General features: G+C 28.6%; 20 protein-coding genes and 1 riboswitch. Of the genes, 2 read left to right on the top strand and 18 right to left on the bottom strand.

Going from position 1 to position 20,193, the window contains the following annotated elements; translation table 11 throughout:
- Positions 1 to 90: 90 nt before the first annotated feature.
- A complete protein-coding gene (locus BUA48_RS03810) occupies positions 91 to 804 on the bottom strand; it encodes a zinc dependent phospholipase C family protein (protein ID WP_072830227.1) in 714 nt (237 codons plus the stop codon).
- Positions 805 to 942: 138 nt separating this feature from the next.
- Positions 943 to 2,133 (bottom strand): PQQ-dependent sugar dehydrogenase family protein, encoded by a 1,191-nt coding sequence (locus BUA48_RS03815; protein WP_072830229.1) that lies wholly within the window; start codon positions 2,131 to 2,133, stop codon positions 943 to 945.
- A 198-nt stretch (positions 2,134 to 2,331) separates the two neighbouring features.
- Between BUA48_RS03815 and spoVB the strand changes: the two genes are divergently transcribed.
- Positions 2,332 to 3,864 carry a stage V sporulation protein B gene (spoVB, locus tag BUA48_RS03820; protein ID WP_072830231.1) on the top strand — a complete coding sequence of 511 codons (1,533 nt, stop codon included), beginning with the start codon at positions 2,332 to 2,334 and terminating at the stop codon, positions 3,862 to 3,864.
- Positions 3,865 to 3,950: 86 nt separating this feature from the next.
- On the opposite strand, the gene BUA48_RS03825 is transcribed toward spoVB, so the two are convergent.
- The 8 genes from BUA48_RS03825 to BUA48_RS03860 form a co-directional block, all read right to left on the bottom strand.
- Entirely contained in the window at positions 3,951 to 5,576 is a 1,626-nt protein-coding gene (locus BUA48_RS03825; protein WP_072830232.1) for a putative polysaccharide biosynthesis protein, read from the bottom strand.
- 134 nt (positions 5,577 to 5,710) lie between these two features.
- Positions 5,711 to 6,670 carry an RluA family pseudouridine synthase gene (locus BUA48_RS03830; protein WP_072830234.1) on the bottom strand — a complete coding sequence of 320 codons (960 nt, stop codon included), beginning with the start codon at positions 6,668 to 6,670 and terminating at the stop codon, positions 5,711 to 5,713.
- A gap of 57 nt (positions 6,671 to 6,727) precedes the next feature.
- Positions 6,728 to 7,903: a M20 metallopeptidase family protein gene (locus BUA48_RS03835; protein WP_072830236.1), complete on the bottom strand. Its 1,176-nt coding sequence runs from the start codon at positions 7,901 to 7,903 to the stop codon at positions 6,728 to 6,730.
- Between the two features lie 32 nt (positions 7,904 to 7,935).
- A complete protein-coding gene (locus BUA48_RS03840) occupies positions 7,936 to 8,691 on the bottom strand; it encodes an exodeoxyribonuclease III (RefSeq protein WP_072830238.1) in 756 nt (251 codons plus the stop codon).
- 234 nt (positions 8,692 to 8,925) lie between these two features.
- Positions 8,926 to 9,348 (bottom strand): hypothetical protein, encoded by a 423-nt coding sequence (locus tag BUA48_RS15505; RefSeq protein WP_072830240.1) that lies wholly within the window; start codon positions 9,346 to 9,348, stop codon positions 8,926 to 8,928.
- 177 nt (positions 9,349 to 9,525) lie between these two features.
- Entirely contained in the window at positions 9,526 to 10,344 is an 819-nt protein-coding gene (aroE, locus tag BUA48_RS03850; RefSeq protein ID WP_072830242.1) for a shikimate dehydrogenase, read from the bottom strand.
- Between the two features lie 130 nt (positions 10,345 to 10,474).
- The gene (locus tag BUA48_RS03855) at positions 10,475 to 11,428 is read right to left on the bottom strand and encodes a phosphotransferase family protein (protein WP_072830244.1); all 954 of its coding nucleotides are present in this window, start codon (positions 11,426 to 11,428) and stop codon (positions 10,475 to 10,477) included.
- A 33-nt stretch (positions 11,429 to 11,461) separates the two neighbouring features.
- Positions 11,462 to 12,331, bottom strand: coding sequence for a GGDEF domain-containing protein (locus tag BUA48_RS03860; protein ID WP_242944296.1), 870 nt, complete (start codon positions 12,329 to 12,331; stop codon positions 11,462 to 11,464).
- A 352-nt stretch (positions 12,332 to 12,683) separates the two neighbouring features.
- Here BUA48_RS03860 and BUA48_RS03865 point away from each other — a divergent pair, with 352 nt between their 5' ends.
- Positions 12,684 to 14,336 (top strand): glutamine--tRNA ligase/YqeY domain fusion protein, encoded by a 1,653-nt coding sequence (locus tag BUA48_RS03865; protein WP_072830248.1) that lies wholly within the window; start codon positions 12,684 to 12,686, stop codon positions 14,334 to 14,336.
- Positions 14,337 to 14,416: 80 nt separating this feature from the next.
- Here the strand turns inward: BUA48_RS03865 and BUA48_RS03870 are convergent, their stop codons facing one another.
- The 8 genes from BUA48_RS03870 to BUA48_RS03905 form a co-directional block, all read right to left on the bottom strand.
- Positions 14,417 to 15,043 carry a DUF4352 domain-containing protein gene (locus BUA48_RS03870; protein ID WP_072830250.1) on the bottom strand — a complete coding sequence of 209 codons (627 nt, stop codon included), beginning with the start codon at positions 15,041 to 15,043 and terminating at the stop codon, positions 14,417 to 14,419.
- A 203-nt stretch (positions 15,044 to 15,246) separates the two neighbouring features.
- Positions 15,247 to 15,834, bottom strand: a complete 588-nt coding sequence (locus tag BUA48_RS03875) for a DUF4878 domain-containing protein (protein WP_072830253.1) — start codon at positions 15,832 to 15,834, stop codon at positions 15,247 to 15,249.
- A 215-nt stretch (positions 15,835 to 16,049) separates the two neighbouring features.
- Positions 16,050 to 16,664 (bottom strand): thiamine phosphate synthase, encoded by a 615-nt coding sequence (locus tag BUA48_RS03880; RefSeq protein ID WP_072830255.1) that lies wholly within the window; start codon positions 16,662 to 16,664, stop codon positions 16,050 to 16,052.
- The gene (gene thiH / locus BUA48_RS03885; RefSeq protein ID WP_072830258.1) at positions 16,657 to 17,766 is read right to left on the bottom strand and encodes a 2-iminoacetate synthase ThiH; all 1,110 of its coding nucleotides are present in this window, start codon (positions 17,764 to 17,766) and stop codon (positions 16,657 to 16,659) included. Before thiH ends, BUA48_RS03880 begins: the two co-directional genes overlap by 8 nt.
- Before the next feature lie 62 nt (positions 17,767 to 17,828).
- Positions 17,829 to 18,593: a thiazole synthase gene (locus BUA48_RS03890; RefSeq protein WP_072830260.1), complete on the bottom strand. Its 765-nt coding sequence runs from the start codon at positions 18,591 to 18,593 to the stop codon at positions 17,829 to 17,831.
- Between the two features lie 26 nt (positions 18,594 to 18,619).
- Entirely contained in the window at positions 18,620 to 19,426 is an 807-nt protein-coding gene (thiF, locus tag BUA48_RS03895) for a sulfur carrier protein ThiS adenylyltransferase ThiF (RefSeq protein WP_072830262.1), read from the bottom strand.
- Position 19,427: 1 nt separating this feature from the next.
- Positions 19,428 to 19,619: a sulfur carrier protein ThiS gene (gene thiS / locus BUA48_RS03900; RefSeq protein WP_072830264.1), complete on the bottom strand. Its 192-nt coding sequence runs from the start codon at positions 19,617 to 19,619 to the stop codon at positions 19,428 to 19,430.
- An 88-nt stretch (positions 19,620 to 19,707) separates the two neighbouring features.
- A riboswitch (TPP riboswitch) is annotated at positions 19,708 to 19,813 on the bottom strand.
- Between the two features lie 109 nt (positions 19,814 to 19,922).
- A complete protein-coding gene (locus BUA48_RS03905) occupies positions 19,923 to 20,180 on the bottom strand; it encodes a hypothetical protein (RefSeq protein WP_084666036.1) in 258 nt (85 codons plus the stop codon).
- Positions 20,181 to 20,193 lie beyond the last annotated feature (13 nt).

The following is a 20,193-nucleotide window of genomic DNA, read 5'->3' on the forward strand; positions in this document are numbered from 1 at the left end:
AGATAATTAGTTATATTTTTTCGTCAATTAAATAAAGGGAAGACATAATTTCTTGTCTCCCCTTTATTTTAAAACTTTATATAACTTCTTTTATTTCACTAAGCTTTTTTTGTATATTTCATAAAAATCCATAAGTACCCCTGCTGTAGAACTTTGAGCTTTTAAAATAATATTATCTGATATTATTTTATATCTTAGATTTATATCATGGAGCCCTTCACATTTATAATATATTTCATATGCATTTTTAGCATTGCTTTTTATATACTCATATAAATCTCCATATCTAGTTATTGAACCTATGTCATTAAAACAATTTCCTGACACCAATTCATATTTAATCCATAATTCAAAGCTTCTATGCTGTTTTAAAAGCTTATTATGAACATGATGAGGTACTGTGGAGTCTTGAATCAAATGACATGCTGCACCTAAATAAAACATGGCAGCTTTTATATTTCCGTCTACACAAAATCTAATAGACTTTTCATAATAATCTTCGCATAATTTAAAGGCATTAGAAAAGCCATATAAACCCTTTTCTTTCTTATGATGAAAAAAGTGATTTATACTTTTAAAATCTTGATCAGCCCAAACTACTCCTTGATTTAATTCATCTATATATCTATAAAAAAACCTATATGCTTCAATTTCATTTTCTTTTCTTAAAATATCTAGAGCTTTTCTATTGATAAATTTATGAACTATACATGGAGTCTTCATAATTTTTTTCTTTATTGGATTAACTGCTTTAAAGGCATACTTTATAGTTGATCCATATATATATTCTATCTTTTCTTTCACTATCATCACTCGCTTACAATTAATTTCATCAAAGACTTATATAATATCTTATATTAAAGTCTTAGGTCCTTATATATTTTTATGTCATCCAACTATAAATGTTTAATATTTTATTTTCTAAAGTTTACTATATACTTTTTATTTTTTTCCAATTTTATATATTATACCAGATTTTTTATCCAGAATATATATATTATCCTTAAATATTTTTATTTTTGTAATTTCACCTTCTGAAACATTTAATTCCTCTGTAATTATATTTTCTTTATTACATTTCAGAAGAGTCTTACCTTTATAATCATAAAAATATATATCGTCCTTTTCTCCTACATATCCATTCTTATCTATAGCTAAACATGATAGAGAATCTATAGAGTCATGTTGATATATCGGAGAGGGTGGGTTATAGTTAGGATGCTTATCTAAGATAAACTCTTGTGTTTTAGAGTTATCATCTTGAAATCTAGGTGAATTCACTGGATCTCCCCCACTATAGTCTGGAAACCCATACCAAACATTCTTCTTTAAACTATATATATAATCAACGTCATTTTTTAATGGTCTTGCTCCTCTATCCTCTATGCCGCCAACAGAAGCTATAAGTTTTTCTTCACTATTAAAATCCATACCCTTAATATTTCTTATTCCCCAAGCATAAGTTTCCATTGCATTGGTTTCTAAATTGTAAATTAAAACACTTGAATTTCCTGGTGTAACTCCTTTTATTATTTCACCCTTTTCATTTTTTTTATCATAAGCTACAAAGGCTCCTGTATTATTAAAAACATCTCCTTTTAAACTTATATCATTAGGTGAAATATCACAGTTCTCCGGATAATCCTTCAACCATTTATTATCTTCTCCTACCACTCCTGAATTAGTAGCAGCACCTACAGATATATACATATAATTATCTTTTATTTTTAATAAGCTTTCATTATAATCACCTTTGTTAGGTAAATTTTTTACTATCTCTTTATTAATATTCTTAACCAAATCATACTCATAAATACTACAAAAGGATGAAAAATATAATTTTCCATTAGAGTACTCTAAACTCTTTATATCCATTTTTTTATTTTTAAATATATTCTTACTATATCCTTTTTTATTTATAAATTGAATTTTGTCCTTATATGCTATGTATAAATTTTCTTCCTCATCATAAACAAAATCAACTACCCCTTTTATTCCTTTGTGAACTACCCCAGATGATAAATGTTCTTTATCCACCAAATTATATTTTTCCTTATTATCCATAGGATTATATACATATATTAAGGCAGATAAACACACTATTATAACGCCTAAACATATTCCCTTTTTCATGCACTTTCCTCCAAAATATTATTTATTTAATATATTTATATTTAATTCCTTTTATATATATGAAATAACTTTTAAATTTAATATAAGTATTATTTATCAGAATATAATTTAATGTTTTCTCATAGTAATTATTATTACATGTATTTTTTATTTATTTTGCATGTAAAACATAATTTAATAATTTTTAGGGGGATACACATGAGTAGAGATAACTTTTATAAAAATACTATTATCTTAACTACTTCTAATTTAGTTACTGGTATTTTAAGATTTGTATTTTCCATGTTGTTATCAAGAAAACTCGGTTCCGAGGGACTTGGACTTTATGGACTTATCATGCCTGTTTATGATATCTTTTGCTGTATTACATCGGGAGGTATAATGACCGCTCTTTCTAAAGAAGCAGCAGGTTATTTAAGCGCTAAGGATTTTAAGAACTTAAATAAATCAGTACATATAACTATTATTTTTGAATTTATATGGTCTGCATTTTTTGCTTTACTATTAGTTTTCGTTTCTCCATTAATAAGTAATTATGTTGTAAAGGATTCTAGAACCCTATATTCATTGTGGGTTATAGCTCCTGCAATATTATTTATTAGCTTTGCAGCAGTATACAAAGGATATTTTTTCGGTATTTCATCCGTTAAAATACCAGCTTTTATTGATATTTTTGAAAAAACCATAAGAATGTTGTCAATATCAGCCTTAATTTTAGCAATTAATAATACCAACATAACTGCTACAGTAACTATTAGTTATCTAGCTTTAACTATAGGTGAATTTATAAGCTTCATATTACTATTTATTTACTATAGGGCTAATAAGAAAAAGTTAAAATCCACTGGTCATCATAGAACAGAAAATAGTGCTCAGTTATTATTTAATATCTTGGCTATAGCTGCACCCTTGTGTTTAAATGCTTTTTTAACAACAACTTTATCCGGTTTTTCAACTTTGCTTATACCTAGAAGATTACTTTATGCCGGAATATCTTATGCTGATGCGTTGAGCATGATTGGAAAGTTCTCTGGAATGGCACTTACCATAGTCTTTTTCCCTATGGTTATAATAAGTTCTATTTCTACTTTACTTACTCCTGATATCTCAAAAAGCAATGCCTTAGGGCATTATCGTTCCATGGAGAAAAGGACAAAGGATGTAATTAAAATTTCTTTATTAATAGGAATTTCAAATTTAATTATTTGCATTTGTATACCTGACGCCTTAGGGCAAATGTTTTTTAAAGTTAATGATATAGGGCCATATATTAGTTTAGCTGCTTTATCTGCTCCTTTTATATATATTTTCGGGTCTACTACCGGCATATTAAATGGTTTAGGAAAACAAAAAATAGTTTTAATAAACTCATTAATAAGTGCTGTATTAGAAATTATATTATTTTACTTTTTAATGGGTATACCTTCAATTAACATTAAGGGTTACGGAATTACAATGTTAATAACTTCAGTGATAAGTTGCCTATTAAATTTATATGCAATATGCAAAGAGCTTTACTTGCCTATTGGTTTAGGAGAAATAATAATAGATATTTGTTTAACTATATTAACATTCTACTTTATAAAGATTCTTAATATTGTTATACCAAACTCCTTATTTTACTTTAAAAACATTGCAATAATTTGTGTAGGATTCACCTTACTTTTTACTTCTTTAATTTTGAATCGTTTTTCCCAAAGCACTAAAAGATTAAGCATTAAAAGAAATTAACTTTAATAATAAAACCCCAAGTTATAATTAACTTGGGGTTTTCAAACTGTAAGTCATTTTCATACCACAGCCTATTTACTCTTAACTTAAGGTTTCATAATTTTCTTCATAAAATTCGGCATAGTTCTTACAACTATTGATGGGAAAGATGATAAATCTGATTTAGTAAACCCTCCAATTAGTATTAAAGTATATATATAACTAAATCCACCAATACTAATAGCAACTAAAGTAGAAATAGCATTCATAATATATCCTGTAGAAATCATTCCAAGAATAAAATTAACTATATAAAAACTCATATATGTAACTATTCCCATTAGCAAAGAAGCTATTAATGGTTTCTTTAGTAATTTAAAATATCTCACTTTACCTTTCAAATATCCATTTATTGAAATACTACTTAATATTACTGGCACTAAAACTCCTGCTGCAATACCTGCAACTGCACCTAAAATATTAACACTAGGCATTGCTACTAGCACATAACTTACAACTAGTCGCGTAACAATTCCTACAATAGCAAATCCAGTAGCTAAGTATAGTTTATCTATTCCCTGTAATATAGCTGTTTGTAATTGCATAATACACATAAGCACCAATATAACTGAACCATATAAAAGTAACTTACTTGCTCCTTGGCTATATCCTAAAAATCTACATATTGGGGAACTTAAAACCATTAACCCAACAACCGATGGAATTGCAACTAAAAAACATATTCTAAAACTATAATTAATTTTTTCTTTTAATTTCTTTTTATCTTCTAAAGCTACCAAACCAGATATAACTGGTAAAATAGCTATAGCTAAAGACATTATTATAGTTATAGGTATATTAATTAAAGTATTAAATTGATATAAAATACCCCAGTATACCTCTACATCACCAATAGCATAATTAAGAGCTAACTGTGATTTTATAACCTTTGGATCTAGTAATAACCCTAAGTTTTGTAGACAAACACAAATGGTTATTGGTAAAGTATATGCAAGTATCTTTTTTAATAAAGCTTTATTACTACTAGATCTTATATTAGCTTTAGATCCTCTTGATATTCTTATGGTCTTTTGTTTGCTATAAGTTCTCATCATAATTAAAGTAGCGCATAAAGCTCCTAAGGTAGTACCTATGGTTCCACCTGCTACACCCCATCTAAGGCCATATTTTGACAAGACAATAGCTGGAATTAAACTTAAAGGTATATTAACCACTTGCTCCACAACCTGTGATATTGCAGAAGGTGTCATATTATTTCTACCTTGGAAATATCCTCTATATGTACTTAATATAGCTGTTATAAATATGGTTGGTGATAAAGCCTTTACAGCAATTACAGCATCCGGACTTTCTATAAACATACATAGTTCTTCCGCAAAAATCCACATTAATATAGATAATATTAAGCCTATAACAAACAATAAGCTTCGTGCTATCTTAAAAGACTTTATAGCATCCTTAGGATTTCCAACTGCTAAGGACTGTGAAACACATTTGGCAATAGCAGTAGGTATTCCAGCCGTTGCTATCATATATATAAATACATATATTTGATAACTAGAGGAATATATGCCTATACCCTCTTCTCCCAGTATTCTAAGTAGCATAGGTGTATACACTACAGATAGTACTTTAGCTACTAATACAGATATAGATAGAATAGCAAAGCCCTTAGTGGTATTACTATTCTCTAAATTTATTTCTTCATTCATAAATTACACCTTTCCCTATACAAATAATAATCCTACTAACTTTCAAAATTAGTAGTTAGTCAATTATACTATTATATGAAAAATAACTACTATAATTAACTAACTTATAATTTAAATTATTATTTTATGTATCTTTAAAATTTATCAAAGATATCTTTTTTTATTTTTTTAAATATAGGTGGTAAGCTCTCAGTTATAGTTTTATTTTCTAAGTAACTTAACTCATCAGGACAATCTTTGAAATTTAGTTTATATGCATATAAAAACTGATATGACAATCCATATTTATTCTCAAAGAAACTATTTATTTTACTTTCACCGTATTTAGGATCTCCTAAAATAGGATTACCTAAGAAACTTAAATGAGCTCTTAACTGATGACTTCTACCTGTTAATAAGTCTATTTCTATAAAAGAATATGATCCAACACTTTGAATTGTCTTAACTTCCATAGCAATTTTCTTTGTGTTTTCTCTTTCTTCTAAGTAAACCTTAGAAATATTATTATCTTCATTTTTACTTATATAAGCTTCATGTATTCCATCCTTCACTCTTCCCTTTACCACAGCAACATAATATTTCTTTATTCTTCTTTCTCTTATCATTTCATTAATTGCCTTAGTTGAAGTAAAGTTCTTACCGAATATAACCATACCAGATGTATTTCTATCTAATCTATTACATGGTGACGGAGTGAATACTACCTCTGTTTCTGGAGTAAAATCACCCTTTTCATTTAAATAAGATAATATATGGTCCGTCATAGTTGGCTCCCCATTTTTCTTATCTGAATGAACTAAAACTCCAGGCCATTTTTCTACTACTAATATATTTTTATCTTCATAAGATATTTTTAAAGAGTTTTTATCTATTTTTATAAACTCAACTTTCTTTCTTTCTGACTTAATATCTCTTGTTTCAAATATATCTCCATCTTGAAGCATATACTTTTCTTTGCTTTTTCTACCATTAATCTTAACATCACCTTTTCTAATAGCTTTGTATATAGCACTTAATGGTACATCCTTCATTAATTTTCTACAAAACTTATCAAGTCTTTGACCCGATTCATTAGTTCCTATTTCAATTCTCATTTTTGGTCCTCCAAATCATATTTCCAGTGGAATTTAGACAATACTCCTTATTATACACTATTTTTCGTCATTTAAAAAGTGCCAAACTGCATTACAATGTATAGCAGTTCCTAAAATTAAACATTCTTCATCTATATCAAATAAATTACTATGGGCAGCCTTAGTAATTCCTTTGCCTTCATTTCCACATCCCAATTTATAAAATACTGAAGGTTTTTCCATTGCAAAGTATGCAAAGCTTTCTACTCCCATACTTGGATTGTCTAGATTTACAATATTGTCCTTTCCTATAATCTCCTCTGCAGAGCTTTCTAAAAGATTTAACATTGTATCATCATTATATAAGCAAGGATAACTTTCTTCTATTAAGATTTCACATTTCCCTCTCATAGAAGTAACTATTCCCTCAGTAACTTCAACTAATCTTTTTTTCACATATTCTCTGTGCTCAGTTCTAACAGTTCTTATTATACCTTGTAATTCTACTTCACCTGGTATAATATTTTGTGCTGTTCCTCCATGAATAGAACCTACTGTTATAACTCCAGCATCTGTAGGTGGTAATTCTCTGCTTACAATAGACTGAAGTCCACATATTACATTAGCAGCTATAACTACTGGGTCTATAGTGCTATGTGGTGCTGCTCCATGCCCTCCACTTCCTATGATTTTTATTTTAAAAGGATTTGATGCAGCGTTTACAACACCTCTTTTTAAACCTATTTTACCACAAGGTAACCATTCTTCAACATGAAGTCCAACTATAGCATCTACCCTTGGATTCTCCATGACACCTTCTTCTATCATAACTTGAGCTCCACCTGTTGTTTCCTCTGCTGGCTCAAAAAAGAATTTTACATTTCCTTTTAACTTGTCTTTTATAGAATTTAAAACTTTTATAGTTCCTATTACCATAGCTGTATGTGCATCATGACCACAAGCATGCATCTTACCTTCTATCTTAGATTTATAAGAGCAAGAGCCTTTTTCCATTATAGGAAGAGCATCCATATCTCCTCTCACAGCTATTGTTTTTTCTCCATTTCCTCTTATTATTGCACAAATTCCCGTTTTAGCAGTTTCCTTATATTCTATACCCTCTTCATCTAAAAACTTTTTTATTTGTTCTTGAGTTCTATATAATTCAAAACCTAGTTCAGGATTCTCATGTAAATCTCTTCTAAAATCCACTATTAGGTCTTCAACTTCCTTTGCCATTTTTAAAAATTCCATAAATACTTCCCCCTTAAACTAATTTTTGCACCTTATAGATCAATTGTTAATTCCACTGGACAATGATCTGAACCTAAAACATCACAATGTATTTCTGCACTTAAAAGTTTATCTTTTAATACTTGTGATACACAAAAATAATCTATTCTCCACCCTGCATTATTTTTTCTTGCATTGAATCTATAAGACCACCATGAATATACTCCCTCTTTATCTGGGTTGAAGTATCTATAGGTATCAATAAAACCAGAGTCCATTAACTTAGTAAACTTTTCTCTTTCCTCATCTGTAAATCCAGCATTTTTTCTATTACTTTTAGGATTCTTAAGATCTATCTCTTTATGTGCAACATTTAAATCACCACACACTATTACTGGTTTATTCTTTTCTAAAGCCTTAAGATATGATTGAAAATCATCTTCCCACTTCATTCTATATTCTAATCTTGCTAATGCTTGTTGCGAGTTAGGAGTATAAACAGTAATCATATAAAATTTTTCGAACTCTAAAGTAATAACCCTTCCTTCTTTATCATGTTCTTCAATATTAATTCCGTAACTTACTGATAAAGGCTTTTCTTTAGTAAAAATTGCTGTACCTGAATATCCCTTTTTCTCTGCATAATTCCAATATTGATTATATCCCTCTAATTGAAGATCAATTTGTCCTTGTTGCAACTTACTTTCTTGTATACAAAATATATCAGCATCTATTTCTTTAAAAAACTCTAAGAACCCCTTTTGAACACATGCTCTTAGACCATTTACATTCCATGATATTAATTTCATTTTATTCCTCCTGTGCTATGTAAAAGCTCATCTTTTTAGCTTGCCCTCTAATACATTATAAAATTCTTCTTATTTTATAACATAATAAATCATATTACAATAATAAGTATTAAAAGAATAATATACAAGGTTTTTTTATATAATAGTCCAATTTTATTATATATTTAATAATTTCTTAATCACTATTACATATAAAATATAATAGTGATTAAGAAATTGTATTGTCATCTTGCCTTAACTGTGCTTATTAATATCACTATACACCTTGTCTTTAGAATTATTTTCATCAAGATTCTTATTCAGTGAATTACTATCCTTAACTGCCTTCTCTTCTGTCTTATTTTCTAAGATTTTAACAGTAGTATCAATATTATTTCCAAGAGATTTATCATTATTTATAGTATTAATCAAATCATGAACAAAATTTGCACCTCTTGATATTACTATACCCGTTAACACTATTCCAATTATGCTAGTAGTCTGTGTTAAGCCTACTAAAGAGAACATATCTACTTTAACCACAAGGGCAACTACAACTCCACATATAAGAGCTCCCAATCTATCAATGCTAAATTTGCCATTTTGCCAAATCATTTTTAATGTTTCCCAAATGGCTTCACACAATAATGCCATAATGACCAATGCAAAAAGTTCCATTGTTCATTCCTCCTTACATTATTGACATATTAATAAATTTAATTATCAATAATACCAAAAATTTTAAATTTCTAATATTATTATATGAACCTTATATTAAGTCGTGATATTTTAAAAACACTTATAAATTTTAATGGGAATAGATTATATAATCTATTCCCATTAAAATCATTAGCTTTATTTATTTAAAAGTATTTCCATTTCTTTTTCAATAGGTTGTATCATAGAATAATCCAATTTTTTATCATGCCATATTTCTTGAGCTTTAACAGCTTGAGCAACCAACATATATAATCCATTCATAGATTTTAATCCTTCTTCTTTAGCATACTTTAAAAATAAAGTTTCAGTTGGATTGTAAATTATATCTACTGCTACCTTAAACCTCTTCATTTCTTCTCTAGATATAACACATTGATTTACATTGGGAGACATACCAACAGGTGTGCAGTTAATTACAATTGAATATCCCTCTAAATACTTAATTTCATTATATCTTATAACTTTACATCTTTCCTTTAAAATATCTTTATCATCCTCTTCTATAGAAGCAAAACTTATTTCCTTAATACCATTATCTAATAAATACTGTGAAACAGCTCTAGATGCTCCTCCTGTACCTAAAATAAGTGCCTTTTCATCTTTTATATTTACCTCATTATGAACTAAAGTCATACCAAATCCATAATAATCAGCATTATATCCACTAGTCTTACCATCCTTAATGTCTATAACACTAATAGCACCTATCTTTTTCGCCTCCTCTGATATATAGTCTAATTGTTCCATTAAGTCAACCTTATAAGGAATTGTTACGCTTAACCCCTTAAACCCTAAAGTTTTTAAACTTGGTACAGCATTAGATAAATCTTCCTTCTTAATCTCTAATACTACAAAATCACCTTCCTCACCTATTATATCAAAGATTCTTTCATTGATTTGTGGTGAATAAGTATGCGGTAATTTTTCTCCTATAACTCCATATAATTTTTTCATAATAAAATCCCCCATACACCATATATTTGGATAATACTCATATCGCAATATATGGATATGATATCATAATTATCCATATATTTAATATAGCATAAGTTGGAAAAGTTTTTAAGGTTTAATTTCAAATAACTTATATTAAACTACTTAAATAGCCTTCAATAAGTTTCTTTAAATCTTTATATTTTTCTGGTAAATCTTCCTTAGTACCTATCATTTGAACTAAAGTTGCTAAATCTCTAAGCTTTCCAAGGTTATACCACTCTTTCTCAAGTTGTATATTAGCATATTTATTGTACTCTCTTTCGAATTCCCTTAACAATTTCTCATTAAAATACTCTTCATATCTAAAAAATTGAGCTATATCCGCAACTCTATGACCTGCCATAGAAAATTCCCAATCCAGTACACATATTAGCCTATGATCTTTTATTAATATATTAGCCCCTTGAAAGTCTCCATGTACAAGACATGATGATGTATCTAACTCTTTCAAAATGTCTTTTTTATCCTCTACCAATTTTATAATTTTTTTTGAAATATCTTCACCCAATCTTTTTCTAGCTCTTTCTCCTAAAAACATTTCATACCAAGACTCTAAAGGTGGTAACTTTTCATGCACCTTCAAGTTATCATCTAAAAAACCTATGGACTCATAGGAATTATTGTGTAAGACTGCTAATACTCTAGCAATATCACAAATAAATTCCTTTGAAATTTCATTTTCTTTTAACACATACTCCCTAAGAGAGCACCCCTCAATAAACTTATATATACCGAAAGTCCTATTTTCTATAAGCTCATGTTTACCTATATAATAAACTTCTTGAACAGGTATAATATCTTCTATTTTCTGCAATAAATTTCTCTCTCTCTTATAGCTCTCATCATCTTCATTAAATATCCTAAGTAGTAATTTATGATTAAGCCCTTCTACCTCTAATGCATAATTTGTATTTCTACACCCTTCCTTCATTCTAGTTATACTTTTTACCTTCAAATCTTTTCTATAACTTTTCAAAAGCAAATCCGCAACTTCTTTATTAATACTGAAAAAAGGTATACATCTTTCCCAATCTTTTTCCATATATGTCCTCCTTGGTTATACTATTGCACTATATTATATACAAACCAAATTACGTCCACTATTTTTAGCTTCATACATTTTTTCATCTACCTTAACTAAGGCACTTTCAATGGAATCATCTGATTTCAACTCATATACCCCTGCACTTATAGTAACATTTAAAAGAACATCCCCATATTTAAATACTGTAGATTCTATAGATTGTCTAATTCTTTCTGCATTCTTTAAGGCCTCATTTCTATAAATACCCTCTGAAATAATAATGAATTCCTCTCCGCCTAAGCGAGTTACCCATTCTTTCTCTGGTTTTACATTTGCTCTTAAAACTTCAGAAATATCACGTAATAACTTATCCCCTATTATGTGCCCATAAGTATCATTAATATTCTTAAAAAAATCTATATCAATTAAAGTCATGCTTACCTTTAAATATTCATCTTTAATAAAATTAATATCTTGCTGTAATCTTGAATTAAAGTATTCTCTATTATATAAACCTGTTAAGGTATCTTTAAACAATTTATTATTTATATTATTTATATCTATTCTTGTAGAGAAATTTCCAAAATCATTTACAGCCACAACTCCCATATATTGAGAAATATCCTTTAACATTTCAATAATATATGTTTCTCCATTATATACAATTGGACTTGCTGTTATTAAATATATTTTTTCCTTTTTCTTTTCTAACTTAAAGAAAGTATTATTTTCTAAGTAAGCCCTTTTTGTTATACAGTTTTCACATACCTCATTTCTTTCCCAAAATCCATAACATAAATTATTGGTTTCAATAACTTTATTATCCTTATCTATTAGTACTTTATTGGATATTGGATTAACTATTCTAATTATATCATACAACCCATTAAATATAGATAGTCGTTCCTTTACACTTTCCATTAACCCCACTTATTCTTAGCCTCCAGCATTTACTTTTTGACTTTCGCTTCATAGCATCTTTTGACACTATATACTATATAATAGTAACTTTTTTCTTAATTAAAGTAAAGATATCATTATTTTTTAAATATTGCTAAAAGGTTTCTCCTAAGTAATATAAAAGTAACATCCTCTGTAACTTTTAGTCTATATTCATATTAATAGCAATACTTAAATATATATTATAAACATATTTTTTTACATCTTTAACTACTACTAAAAATAAAGTCTATTTTACTATTGAATTATGGAATCATTGTAAAAGATATGATATATTATAAAGTATACAAAATGCAAGAAAAGGAATGATAATATGGCTGATAATAATACAGGATCTAATTTTATTAGAAATATAATATTAGATGATTTAAATTCTAAGAAACATGAAAAAATAATAACTCGTTTTCCACCAGAGCCAAATGGTTATTTACATATAGGTCATGCTAAATCTATAGTATTAAACTTTGGCCTTGGCGACGAGTTTGAGGGTAGAACTAATTTAAGATTTGATGACACTAATCCATCAAAGGAAGAAGTTGAATATGTAGAATCTATTAAAAATGATGTTCAGTGGCTAGGTTATAAATGGGATGAGTTACATTTTGCTTCTAACTACTTTGATGAGATGTATGAAAGAGCTCAGCTTCTAATTAAAAAGGGATTAGCTTATGTTTGTGATCTTACACCCGAAGAAATAAGAGAATTTAGAGGTACTTTAACAGAGCCTGGTAAAGAAAGTCCTTATAGAAATAGATCTGTAGAGGAAAACTTAGAGATATTCGATAAAATGAGATTAGGAGAGTTTGAGGATGGAAGCAAGGTTTTAAGAGCTAAAATAGATATGTCATCTCCTAATATAAATATGAGAGATCCTATTCTTTATAGAATATCTCATGCACAACATCACAATACAGGAGATAAGTGGTGTATATATCCAATGTATGATTTTGCACATCCTTTAGAGGATGCTATAGAGGGTATAACACATTCTATTTGTACTTTAGAATTTGAAGATCATAGACCTTTATACGATTGGGTAGTTAAAGAGTGTGAAATGACTTCAACTCCTAGACAAATTGAATTTGCTAGACTTAATATAACAAATACAGTAATGAGTAAAAGAAAGCTCAAAATGCTAGTTGATGAAGGTGTTGTTGATTCTTGGGATGATCCTAGAATGCCTACTATAGCTGGATTAAGAAGAAGAGGATATACTCCTGAATCTATTCGTAACTTCTGTAAAGAAATTGGAGTTGCTAAGTCTAATTCAACTGTAGATGCTCAAATGTTAGAATACTTTGTACGTGAAGATTTAAATAGTAAAGCTCCTAGAGCTATGGCTGTAATAAATCCCTTAAAACTTGTTATAACTAATTACCCTGAAGATACAAGCGAAATGCTTTACATAGAAAACAATCCTGATAATGAAGAATGTGGGAAAAGAGAAGTTCCATTTTCAAGAGAGCTTTACATTGAAAGAGAAGATTTCATGGAGAATCCTCCAAAGAAATACTTTAGACTTTTCCCTGGTAACGAAGTAAGATTAAAAGGTGCTTACTTTGTTAAGTGTAATGAGGTTATAAAGGATGAAAATGGAGAAGTTATCGAAATTCATTGTACTTATGATGTTGAAACAAAAAGCGGAACTGGCTTTACAGGACGTAAAGTAAAAGGAACAATCCATTGGGTTGATGCTAAAACAGCTATTCCTGCAGAGTTTAGATTATATGAACCTTTAATTTTAGATAATGAAACTGAAGAAGATAAACACTTCTTAGAACAAATTAATCCTAACTCTTTAAGTATAATGAATGGGTATATAGAACCAAGTGCTTCTACTGCTGTAACCAATGATAAATATCAATTATTTAGACACGGTTATTTTAATGTAGACCCTAAATATACTACTGAAGATAAGTTAGTTTTTAATAGAATTGTTTCTTTAAAAAGTTCATTCAAATTTTAAAAAATATTTATAAAGTAAAATTTATTTATAAATTCAGGAGCTACTTAATTAAATTTAATTAAGTAGCTCCTTTTATACTTTTATTTTGCTAATTTAAACTCAATAGTTTTGCCTTCGCTACCAGCATTTTTACTCATTACTACAGAATCAGAAATAGTTACATCTTTAGGCACTTCGAATACAACAAAGGTATTTTTAGTTGTTTCTCCATCAATTTTTTCTCCTGCAGTTATATAATTCATATCTTTATTTGTATTTTTCTCTCTATCATTTGCAATATCAGCAGCTTCACTATTTTTATATTCCTTTTGATCCTTCATGTATTTTAGCATAAAATCTGAAGTTTCATAAGCTACAGCTTCTTTAGAGTTGTTTTTCATTTCTAATTTCACAATAATGAATTTATTTTCTGTTGTTTTATCATTGCTTCCATCACCAGATTTAATTACATCAGCTTCAGTAGCTTCAATAACTTTTATATCAAAATGTCCTGATTTTTTCATATCTCCAAAGGTAACAGCTTTTATTTCATCTCCAACCTTTTCTGCTCCATCTTTTACTTTTTCTGCAGTATCTTTTACTCCTTCTTTTGTTTTTTCTGCTCCTTCTTCAACTTTTGTTTTTCCCTCTTCTACAGCCTTTTCTCCACATCCAACTACACCCAAAGTCATTAAAGTAGCTATAACGAGTGCTAAAGTTTTTTTCATAATTCTCTTCCTCCTTAGTTAAATTAATTATACTGTTTATTATCTCACCATAAATTTTCTATATACATTATTTAATATTTGTAGCCTTATGTTCAGCTTATTTTATATAAAAATAAAAGAGAGCTATTATAAAAATTATATTGTAAACACACTATATATATATAGTTTATGTCTACACTATAAAATTTATTGCTCTCTTAAATTTACTTATTAAATATTTCTGAAATAGCTATAATATTTCCTGTTAAAGCATTATTAAGCTCATCATTGTTCTCCATAAGCCATTTATCATCTTTTTTACTTAACTCTATGTCAATAGTTCTTGTAACCTTTTCTATATCTGTAGATAGTAAAGATAACAATTTATCACTTAATTCTTTATTCATTTCATCATCACTTTTATTTTCCATACCTAATTGTATAGCATAAGTCATGTATTCTGGCATTATTTTTAATAATTTACTTCCTACATCATTAAATTCTATTTCTATCTTTACAGTAGCCTTGTTTTTATCTTCTTTCGATATCTTTTCTTCTTTTATTGTGTAGGATATATCCTTAATTATATCCTGCATTTTTTTTACATACTCTTCTTCCTCATCTTCAGTCATTTCGTCAATACCTTCTTGACCATTTACTAAATAAGTAGCAGCTTTATCTAATTCACCTTTTTTATATGCATCTAAGAACCCTTTTACACTTTCTTGTGGTTTAACTGTTGAACAAGCTGTTAAAGAAATCATTAAAAATATACTTAAAAATAAACTAATAATTTTTTTAAAATTTTTCATTTTCTTCCCCTTTATTTTCACTTTGAAAATTATTTTTTGTAAAATTTTGAGTTAAAAATTAATTTTATGTTAATTTTCCATCCTTATGTAGTATACATAACTTTATAGTAAATTGCAATTAAAAAGGACCCATAAAATTCTATTTATTTTATGAATCCTCTTTTAAATTTGATTTATATACATAAATCATGAAATTTTATACATTAGTAACTTTTCTAAAGTAAATTAAATCTTTTAAGTGTTTCTTTCACATTATTTGAAGTCATAATTTCTGACATAATAGCTATACCATCCGCTCCACCTTGTAAAACTTCTTTATAATTATTGCTTTTTATTCCCCCTAAAGCTATAACAGGAATAGAAACCTTTTCACATATTTCTTCAATAAAACCAATACCCTTTGGCTTTAATCCTTCCTTGCACTTAGTTTCAAAAATATGTGATGCAATTATATAATCAGCCTTAAGTCTACTACATTCTAAAGCCTCTTCTACACTATGAATCGATACCCCAACTTCTCCATAATAATGTCTATTCTTCTCAATTCCCTTTTTTCCACCATACTCTATAAAAGTTTTGTAAGGTAGCTGAATACCAAAGGCATTATACTTTATAGCTAAGTCCATATTGGAGTTTATTATAACTGAAGATTCTTTATTTATAACTTCTATCAACTTATTATACAAAGTCTCTAGCTTAAAGAAACTTAAATCTTTTTCTCTTAATATTATCTTACTTACTCCATTAAAAGAAGCTTCTTTGATAACTTCTATAAATTTTTCATCATTACATAACTTTCTATTAGTAATTAAATAAATCTCTTTATTCATTAGCCCTTACCCAATCTTTAAATACAGGTTGGTATCCCTTTGAAATAAGCATTTCTTTTATTTCCTCAACACTTCTATCATCACTTATATCAAACTGGGCATCACCGGCATTATTACTGCTGTGTCCCCCTACCTCTGTTGACACTCCTGCACTTATCTTAGTTACTCCTAAAGGTAATAAGTTTTCTCTAAATTCTGCACGTTCTCTTGTAGAAACATTTATTCCTATATTTTTTTGGAAGATTCTGAAGGCAAGTAATACTTGAACTATATTCTTATCAGTTACTTCCACAATATCATTAAATTCTCCACCAAAAGGTCTTATTCTTGGAAGAGAATATGATAATTCTACAAAGGGATACTTGTCCCTTAAATATTTACCATGCATAGCAGTCATAAAAGCTTCTCTTCTAAATTCATTAAGACCTAATAAAGCTCCTATGCTTATTATTCTCATTCCTCCTTGAAGTCCTCTTTCCGGTGCATCTAATCTAAACTTAAAGTTTTTCTTAGGACCACTTATGTGTACCTTATCATAAATTTTCTCATCATAGACCTCTTGATAAACTGTTAAGCTATCAGCACCAGCCTTTACTACCTTTTCATAGTCCTCTACATTCATCGGGTAAATTTCAATTCCTATAGAAGGGAACTTATCACTTAGAGTTTTAATAGAGTCAACAACATATTCAGTTGGGGTATGATATTCACTTTCTCCTGTTAAGACAAGTAAATTCTTAAAGCCCATTTTAGATATTGCTTCAGCTTCTTTTAAAATTTCCTCCTTAGTAAGCTGCTTTCTATGAATTTTATTTTTAACCCCATATCCGCAATAAGCACAGTTATTAACGCAATAGTTTGCTATATACATCGGTGTATATAGTCCTATAGATTTACCAAAGTGCTGTAAAGTTAATTCATGAGCTCTTTGTGCCATTTCCTCTAAAACTTCCTCTGCTTTAGGTGAAAGTAAATTTAATAAATCCTCATAGGTTGGATTTTCTTCATATATGCTTTTTTTAATTTGATTTAAGGTTACACCATTAAAATATTCATCATAATTGAATTCTCTAAACTTCTCCACTACACTGTAAAAACTCACATCAATTCCCCTTTATTATTAATATTCTTATTTCTATAAGTAAGTTTGCAATAGTATCTATATTATTTCAAAAAACCTGTTAAAGGAGATGATGCCTTTGCCATATTAGAAACTGAGCCTAACTTAGATAAGTAAGCAAGTCGTCCACCTTCCACTGCTAATTTAAATGCTTTAGCCATATTAACTGGATCCTCTGATGTAGCTATTGCTGTATTAACTAAAACTGCCGCTGCTCCCATTTCCATTGCTTCCATAGCCTCTGAAGGTCTTCCTATACCTGCATCCACTATTATAGGTGCGTCTATTTCTTCTATCATTATACGAATTAATTCTTTTGTCTGAAGACCTCTATTACTGCCAATTGGAGCTCCTAAAGGCATTACTGCAACAGCACCTGCTTCTACTAATCTTTTTCCTGCATATAAATCTGGAGTCATATATGGTAAAACCTTAAATCCTTCTTTAGCTAATATTTCAGTTGCCTTTATTGTTTCTTCATTGTCTGGTAATAAGTACTTAGCATCTGAAATAACCTCTATTTTCACCCAATCACCACAACCCATGGCTCTTCCAAGTCTCGCAATTCTTACTGCTTCTTCTGCTGTTTTAGCACCTGAAGTATTAGGAAGTAATATTGTATTTTTAGGAACATGTTCTAAAATATTTTCCTCCTTATTATCAAAATCAACTCTTCTAACAGCAACTGTTATTACTTGAGATTGTGATTCCTTTAATATATTAGGAATTAGCTTATTTGAGCTATATTTACCTGATCCTACAAACAATCTTGATTCTAATTCAACACCAGCAATTTTAAATTTATCCATTTCTATTACCCCTTTTTATTTATATTTTAAATACTATATTCTTCACATAAAATTCTAAGAGCCATATTAGCCATATGATTAGCAGCTATGCACACTCTAGGTGCCATTAATCCACTGCCAACCTTGGCTTCATTCTCTTCATCCCCACAAAGATAGAATTTGTTTGTGACCTTTCTTGTTTTAATTGTATTAGAAGAAAAATATCCTGCCATACCTGAAGAACCTATGAAAAACTTTTCTCTGCATTTAGTAAGAACTATATTAGCAATCATTGCTTTACATTCAGCTTTATCAAAGGCTTCTATTACTATGTCAGCACCTGAGATTAAATCCTCAATATTCTCTTCCTTTAAGTATTGATTATGACATTCTACTTCAATAAAAGGATTAACCTTTTCAATTATTTCTTTAGTTGCATCTACCTTATGCATGCCTAAATGTTCTAAATAATAATTTTGTCTATTTAAGTTGGAAGGTTCTACAACATCAAAATCTATAATAATTAATTTTCCTACTCCAATTCTTGCTAAGGATATAGCTATATTAGAACCAAGTCCTCCAAGCCCAGCTACAGCTACAGTGGATTTTTCTAATTTTTCATAAACAAAAGGAGTATGTCTTGCCATCATAACAGCTTTAAGTTCTTCTTTACTTAACTTTTCTCCTCTTTTTATTACACTAACTACATCGCCTTCACTTAATACACAGTCCTCACTAATTGGAAATCCATTTAAGATTATTATATCTCCATAATTTTTCAACCTATCTTTAATCCCAAAGACAGTTTCCTTGTTTGATACCTCTACTTCTCTTTCATTGAATTTAATTTTCACTTTAACCGCCTCCAATAAAACTTACGATTTCAACAGAAGCTGATTTATCTAATATAAATTCCTCATATTGATCCTTAGAAACTATTTCAAAATTAACTTCCACAACAACCTTATCCTTATTTAATTTAAGTTCATTTAACATATGATTTATTGTTATATTCTGAAAACCATATTCTTTACCGTTTATAATCATTTTGTCACCCCCTAGAAATAAAAATGCAAATAAAAAGAGCTTACGTAAAGTAAGCTCCATATATTAATAATCTTTTATGTATACTAATTAGATATATTAAGTGCTTCCCTACGTTGGTATTAACCAAATCAGGTTCATAGGGTTAGATAATTTATCCTCTCAACCTCTTATTTAAGGTACCCCTAGCATTTATTGAGTTATACTTAAATTATACAACTTTTTTCAGATAATTCAACCATAACAATTTAAATCATTAAAGTATTATTACATATTTTTAATTTTCCTATTAAAACTTTAGTTAATTTAAAGATATTTCTCTAGCTCATTATCAAATTCTCTTACTAAAGGCCAATGATGATAATTTAAGTTCTCCTTAGAATGATTCATTTTAAATTCTTCAAAAGATACCTCATAGTTTACATCTTCATCTATTTCTATTACAACTTGATCTTTCATCACAGAAATATCAGTTATTTCACCAAAATCTATATTAAAATCATTGTAAAAAAACTCTACTCCTTCCTCTTTTAATAAATTATATACTTCAAGCAATTTATTCATATATTTCTCCATT

It is taken from the genome of Clostridium collagenovorans DSM 3089 (assembly GCF_900130005.1).
Taxonomy (GTDB): domain Bacteria; phylum Bacillota; class Clostridia; order Clostridiales; family Clostridiaceae; genus Clostridium_D; species Clostridium_D collagenovorans.

Bases quoted from the DNA above. Each gene is read 5' to 3' on its own strand.
- BUA48_RS03815 (WP_072830229.1), bottom strand. From the start codon at position 2,133: ATGAAAAAGGGAATATGTTTAGGCGTTATAATAGTGTGTTTATCTGCC.
- spoVB (WP_072830231.1), top strand. From the start codon at position 2,332: ATGAGTAGAGATAACTTTTATAAAAATACTATTATCTTAACTACTTCT.
- BUA48_RS03825 (WP_072830232.1), bottom strand. From the start codon at position 5,576: ATGAATGAAGAAATAAATTTAGAGAATAGTAATACCACTAAGGGCTTT.
- BUA48_RS03830 (WP_072830234.1), bottom strand. From the start codon at position 6,670: ATGAGAATTGAAATAGGAACTAATGAATCGGGTCAAAGACTTGATAAG.
- BUA48_RS03835 (WP_072830236.1), bottom strand. From the start codon at position 7,903: ATGGAATTTTTAAAAATGGCAAAGGAAGTTGAAGACCTAATAGTGGAT.
- BUA48_RS03840 (WP_072830238.1), bottom strand. From the start codon at position 8,691: ATGAAATTAATATCATGGAATGTAAATGGTCTAAGAGCATGTGTTCAA.
- BUA48_RS15505 (WP_072830240.1), bottom strand. From the start codon at position 9,348: ATGGAACTTTTTGCATTGGTCATTATGGCATTATTGTGTGAAGCCATT.
- aroE (WP_072830242.1), bottom strand. From the start codon at position 10,344: ATGAAAAAATTATATGGAGTTATAGGAGAAAAATTACCGCATACTTAT.
- BUA48_RS03855 (WP_072830244.1), bottom strand. From the start codon at position 11,428: ATGGAAAAAGATTGGGAAAGATGTATACCTTTTTTCAGTATTAATAAA.
- BUA48_RS03860 (WP_242944296.1), bottom strand. From the start codon at position 12,331: ATGGAAAGTGTAAAGGAACGACTATCTATATTTAATGGGTTGTATGAT.
- BUA48_RS03865 (WP_072830248.1), top strand. From the start codon at position 12,684: ATGGCTGATAATAATACAGGATCTAATTTTATTAGAAATATAATATTA.
- BUA48_RS03870 (WP_072830250.1), bottom strand. From the start codon at position 15,043: ATGAAAAAAACTTTAGCACTCGTTATAGCTACTTTAATGACTTTGGGT.
- BUA48_RS03875 (WP_072830253.1), bottom strand. From the start codon at position 15,834: ATGAAAAATTTTAAAAAAATTATTAGTTTATTTTTAAGTATATTTTTA.
- BUA48_RS03880 (WP_072830255.1), bottom strand. From the start codon at position 16,664: ATGAATAAAGAGATTTATTTAATTACTAATAGAAAGTTATGTAATGAT.
- BUA48_RS03890 (WP_072830260.1), bottom strand. From the start codon at position 18,593: ATGGATAAATTTAAAATTGCTGGTGTTGAATTAGAATCAAGATTGTTT.
- thiS (WP_072830264.1), bottom strand. From the start codon at position 19,619: ATGATTATAAACGGTAAAGAATATGGTTTTCAGAATATAACAATAAAT.
- BUA48_RS03905 (WP_084666036.1), bottom strand. From the start codon at position 20,180: ATGAATAAATTGCTTGAAGTATATAATTTATTAAAAGAGGAAGGAGTA.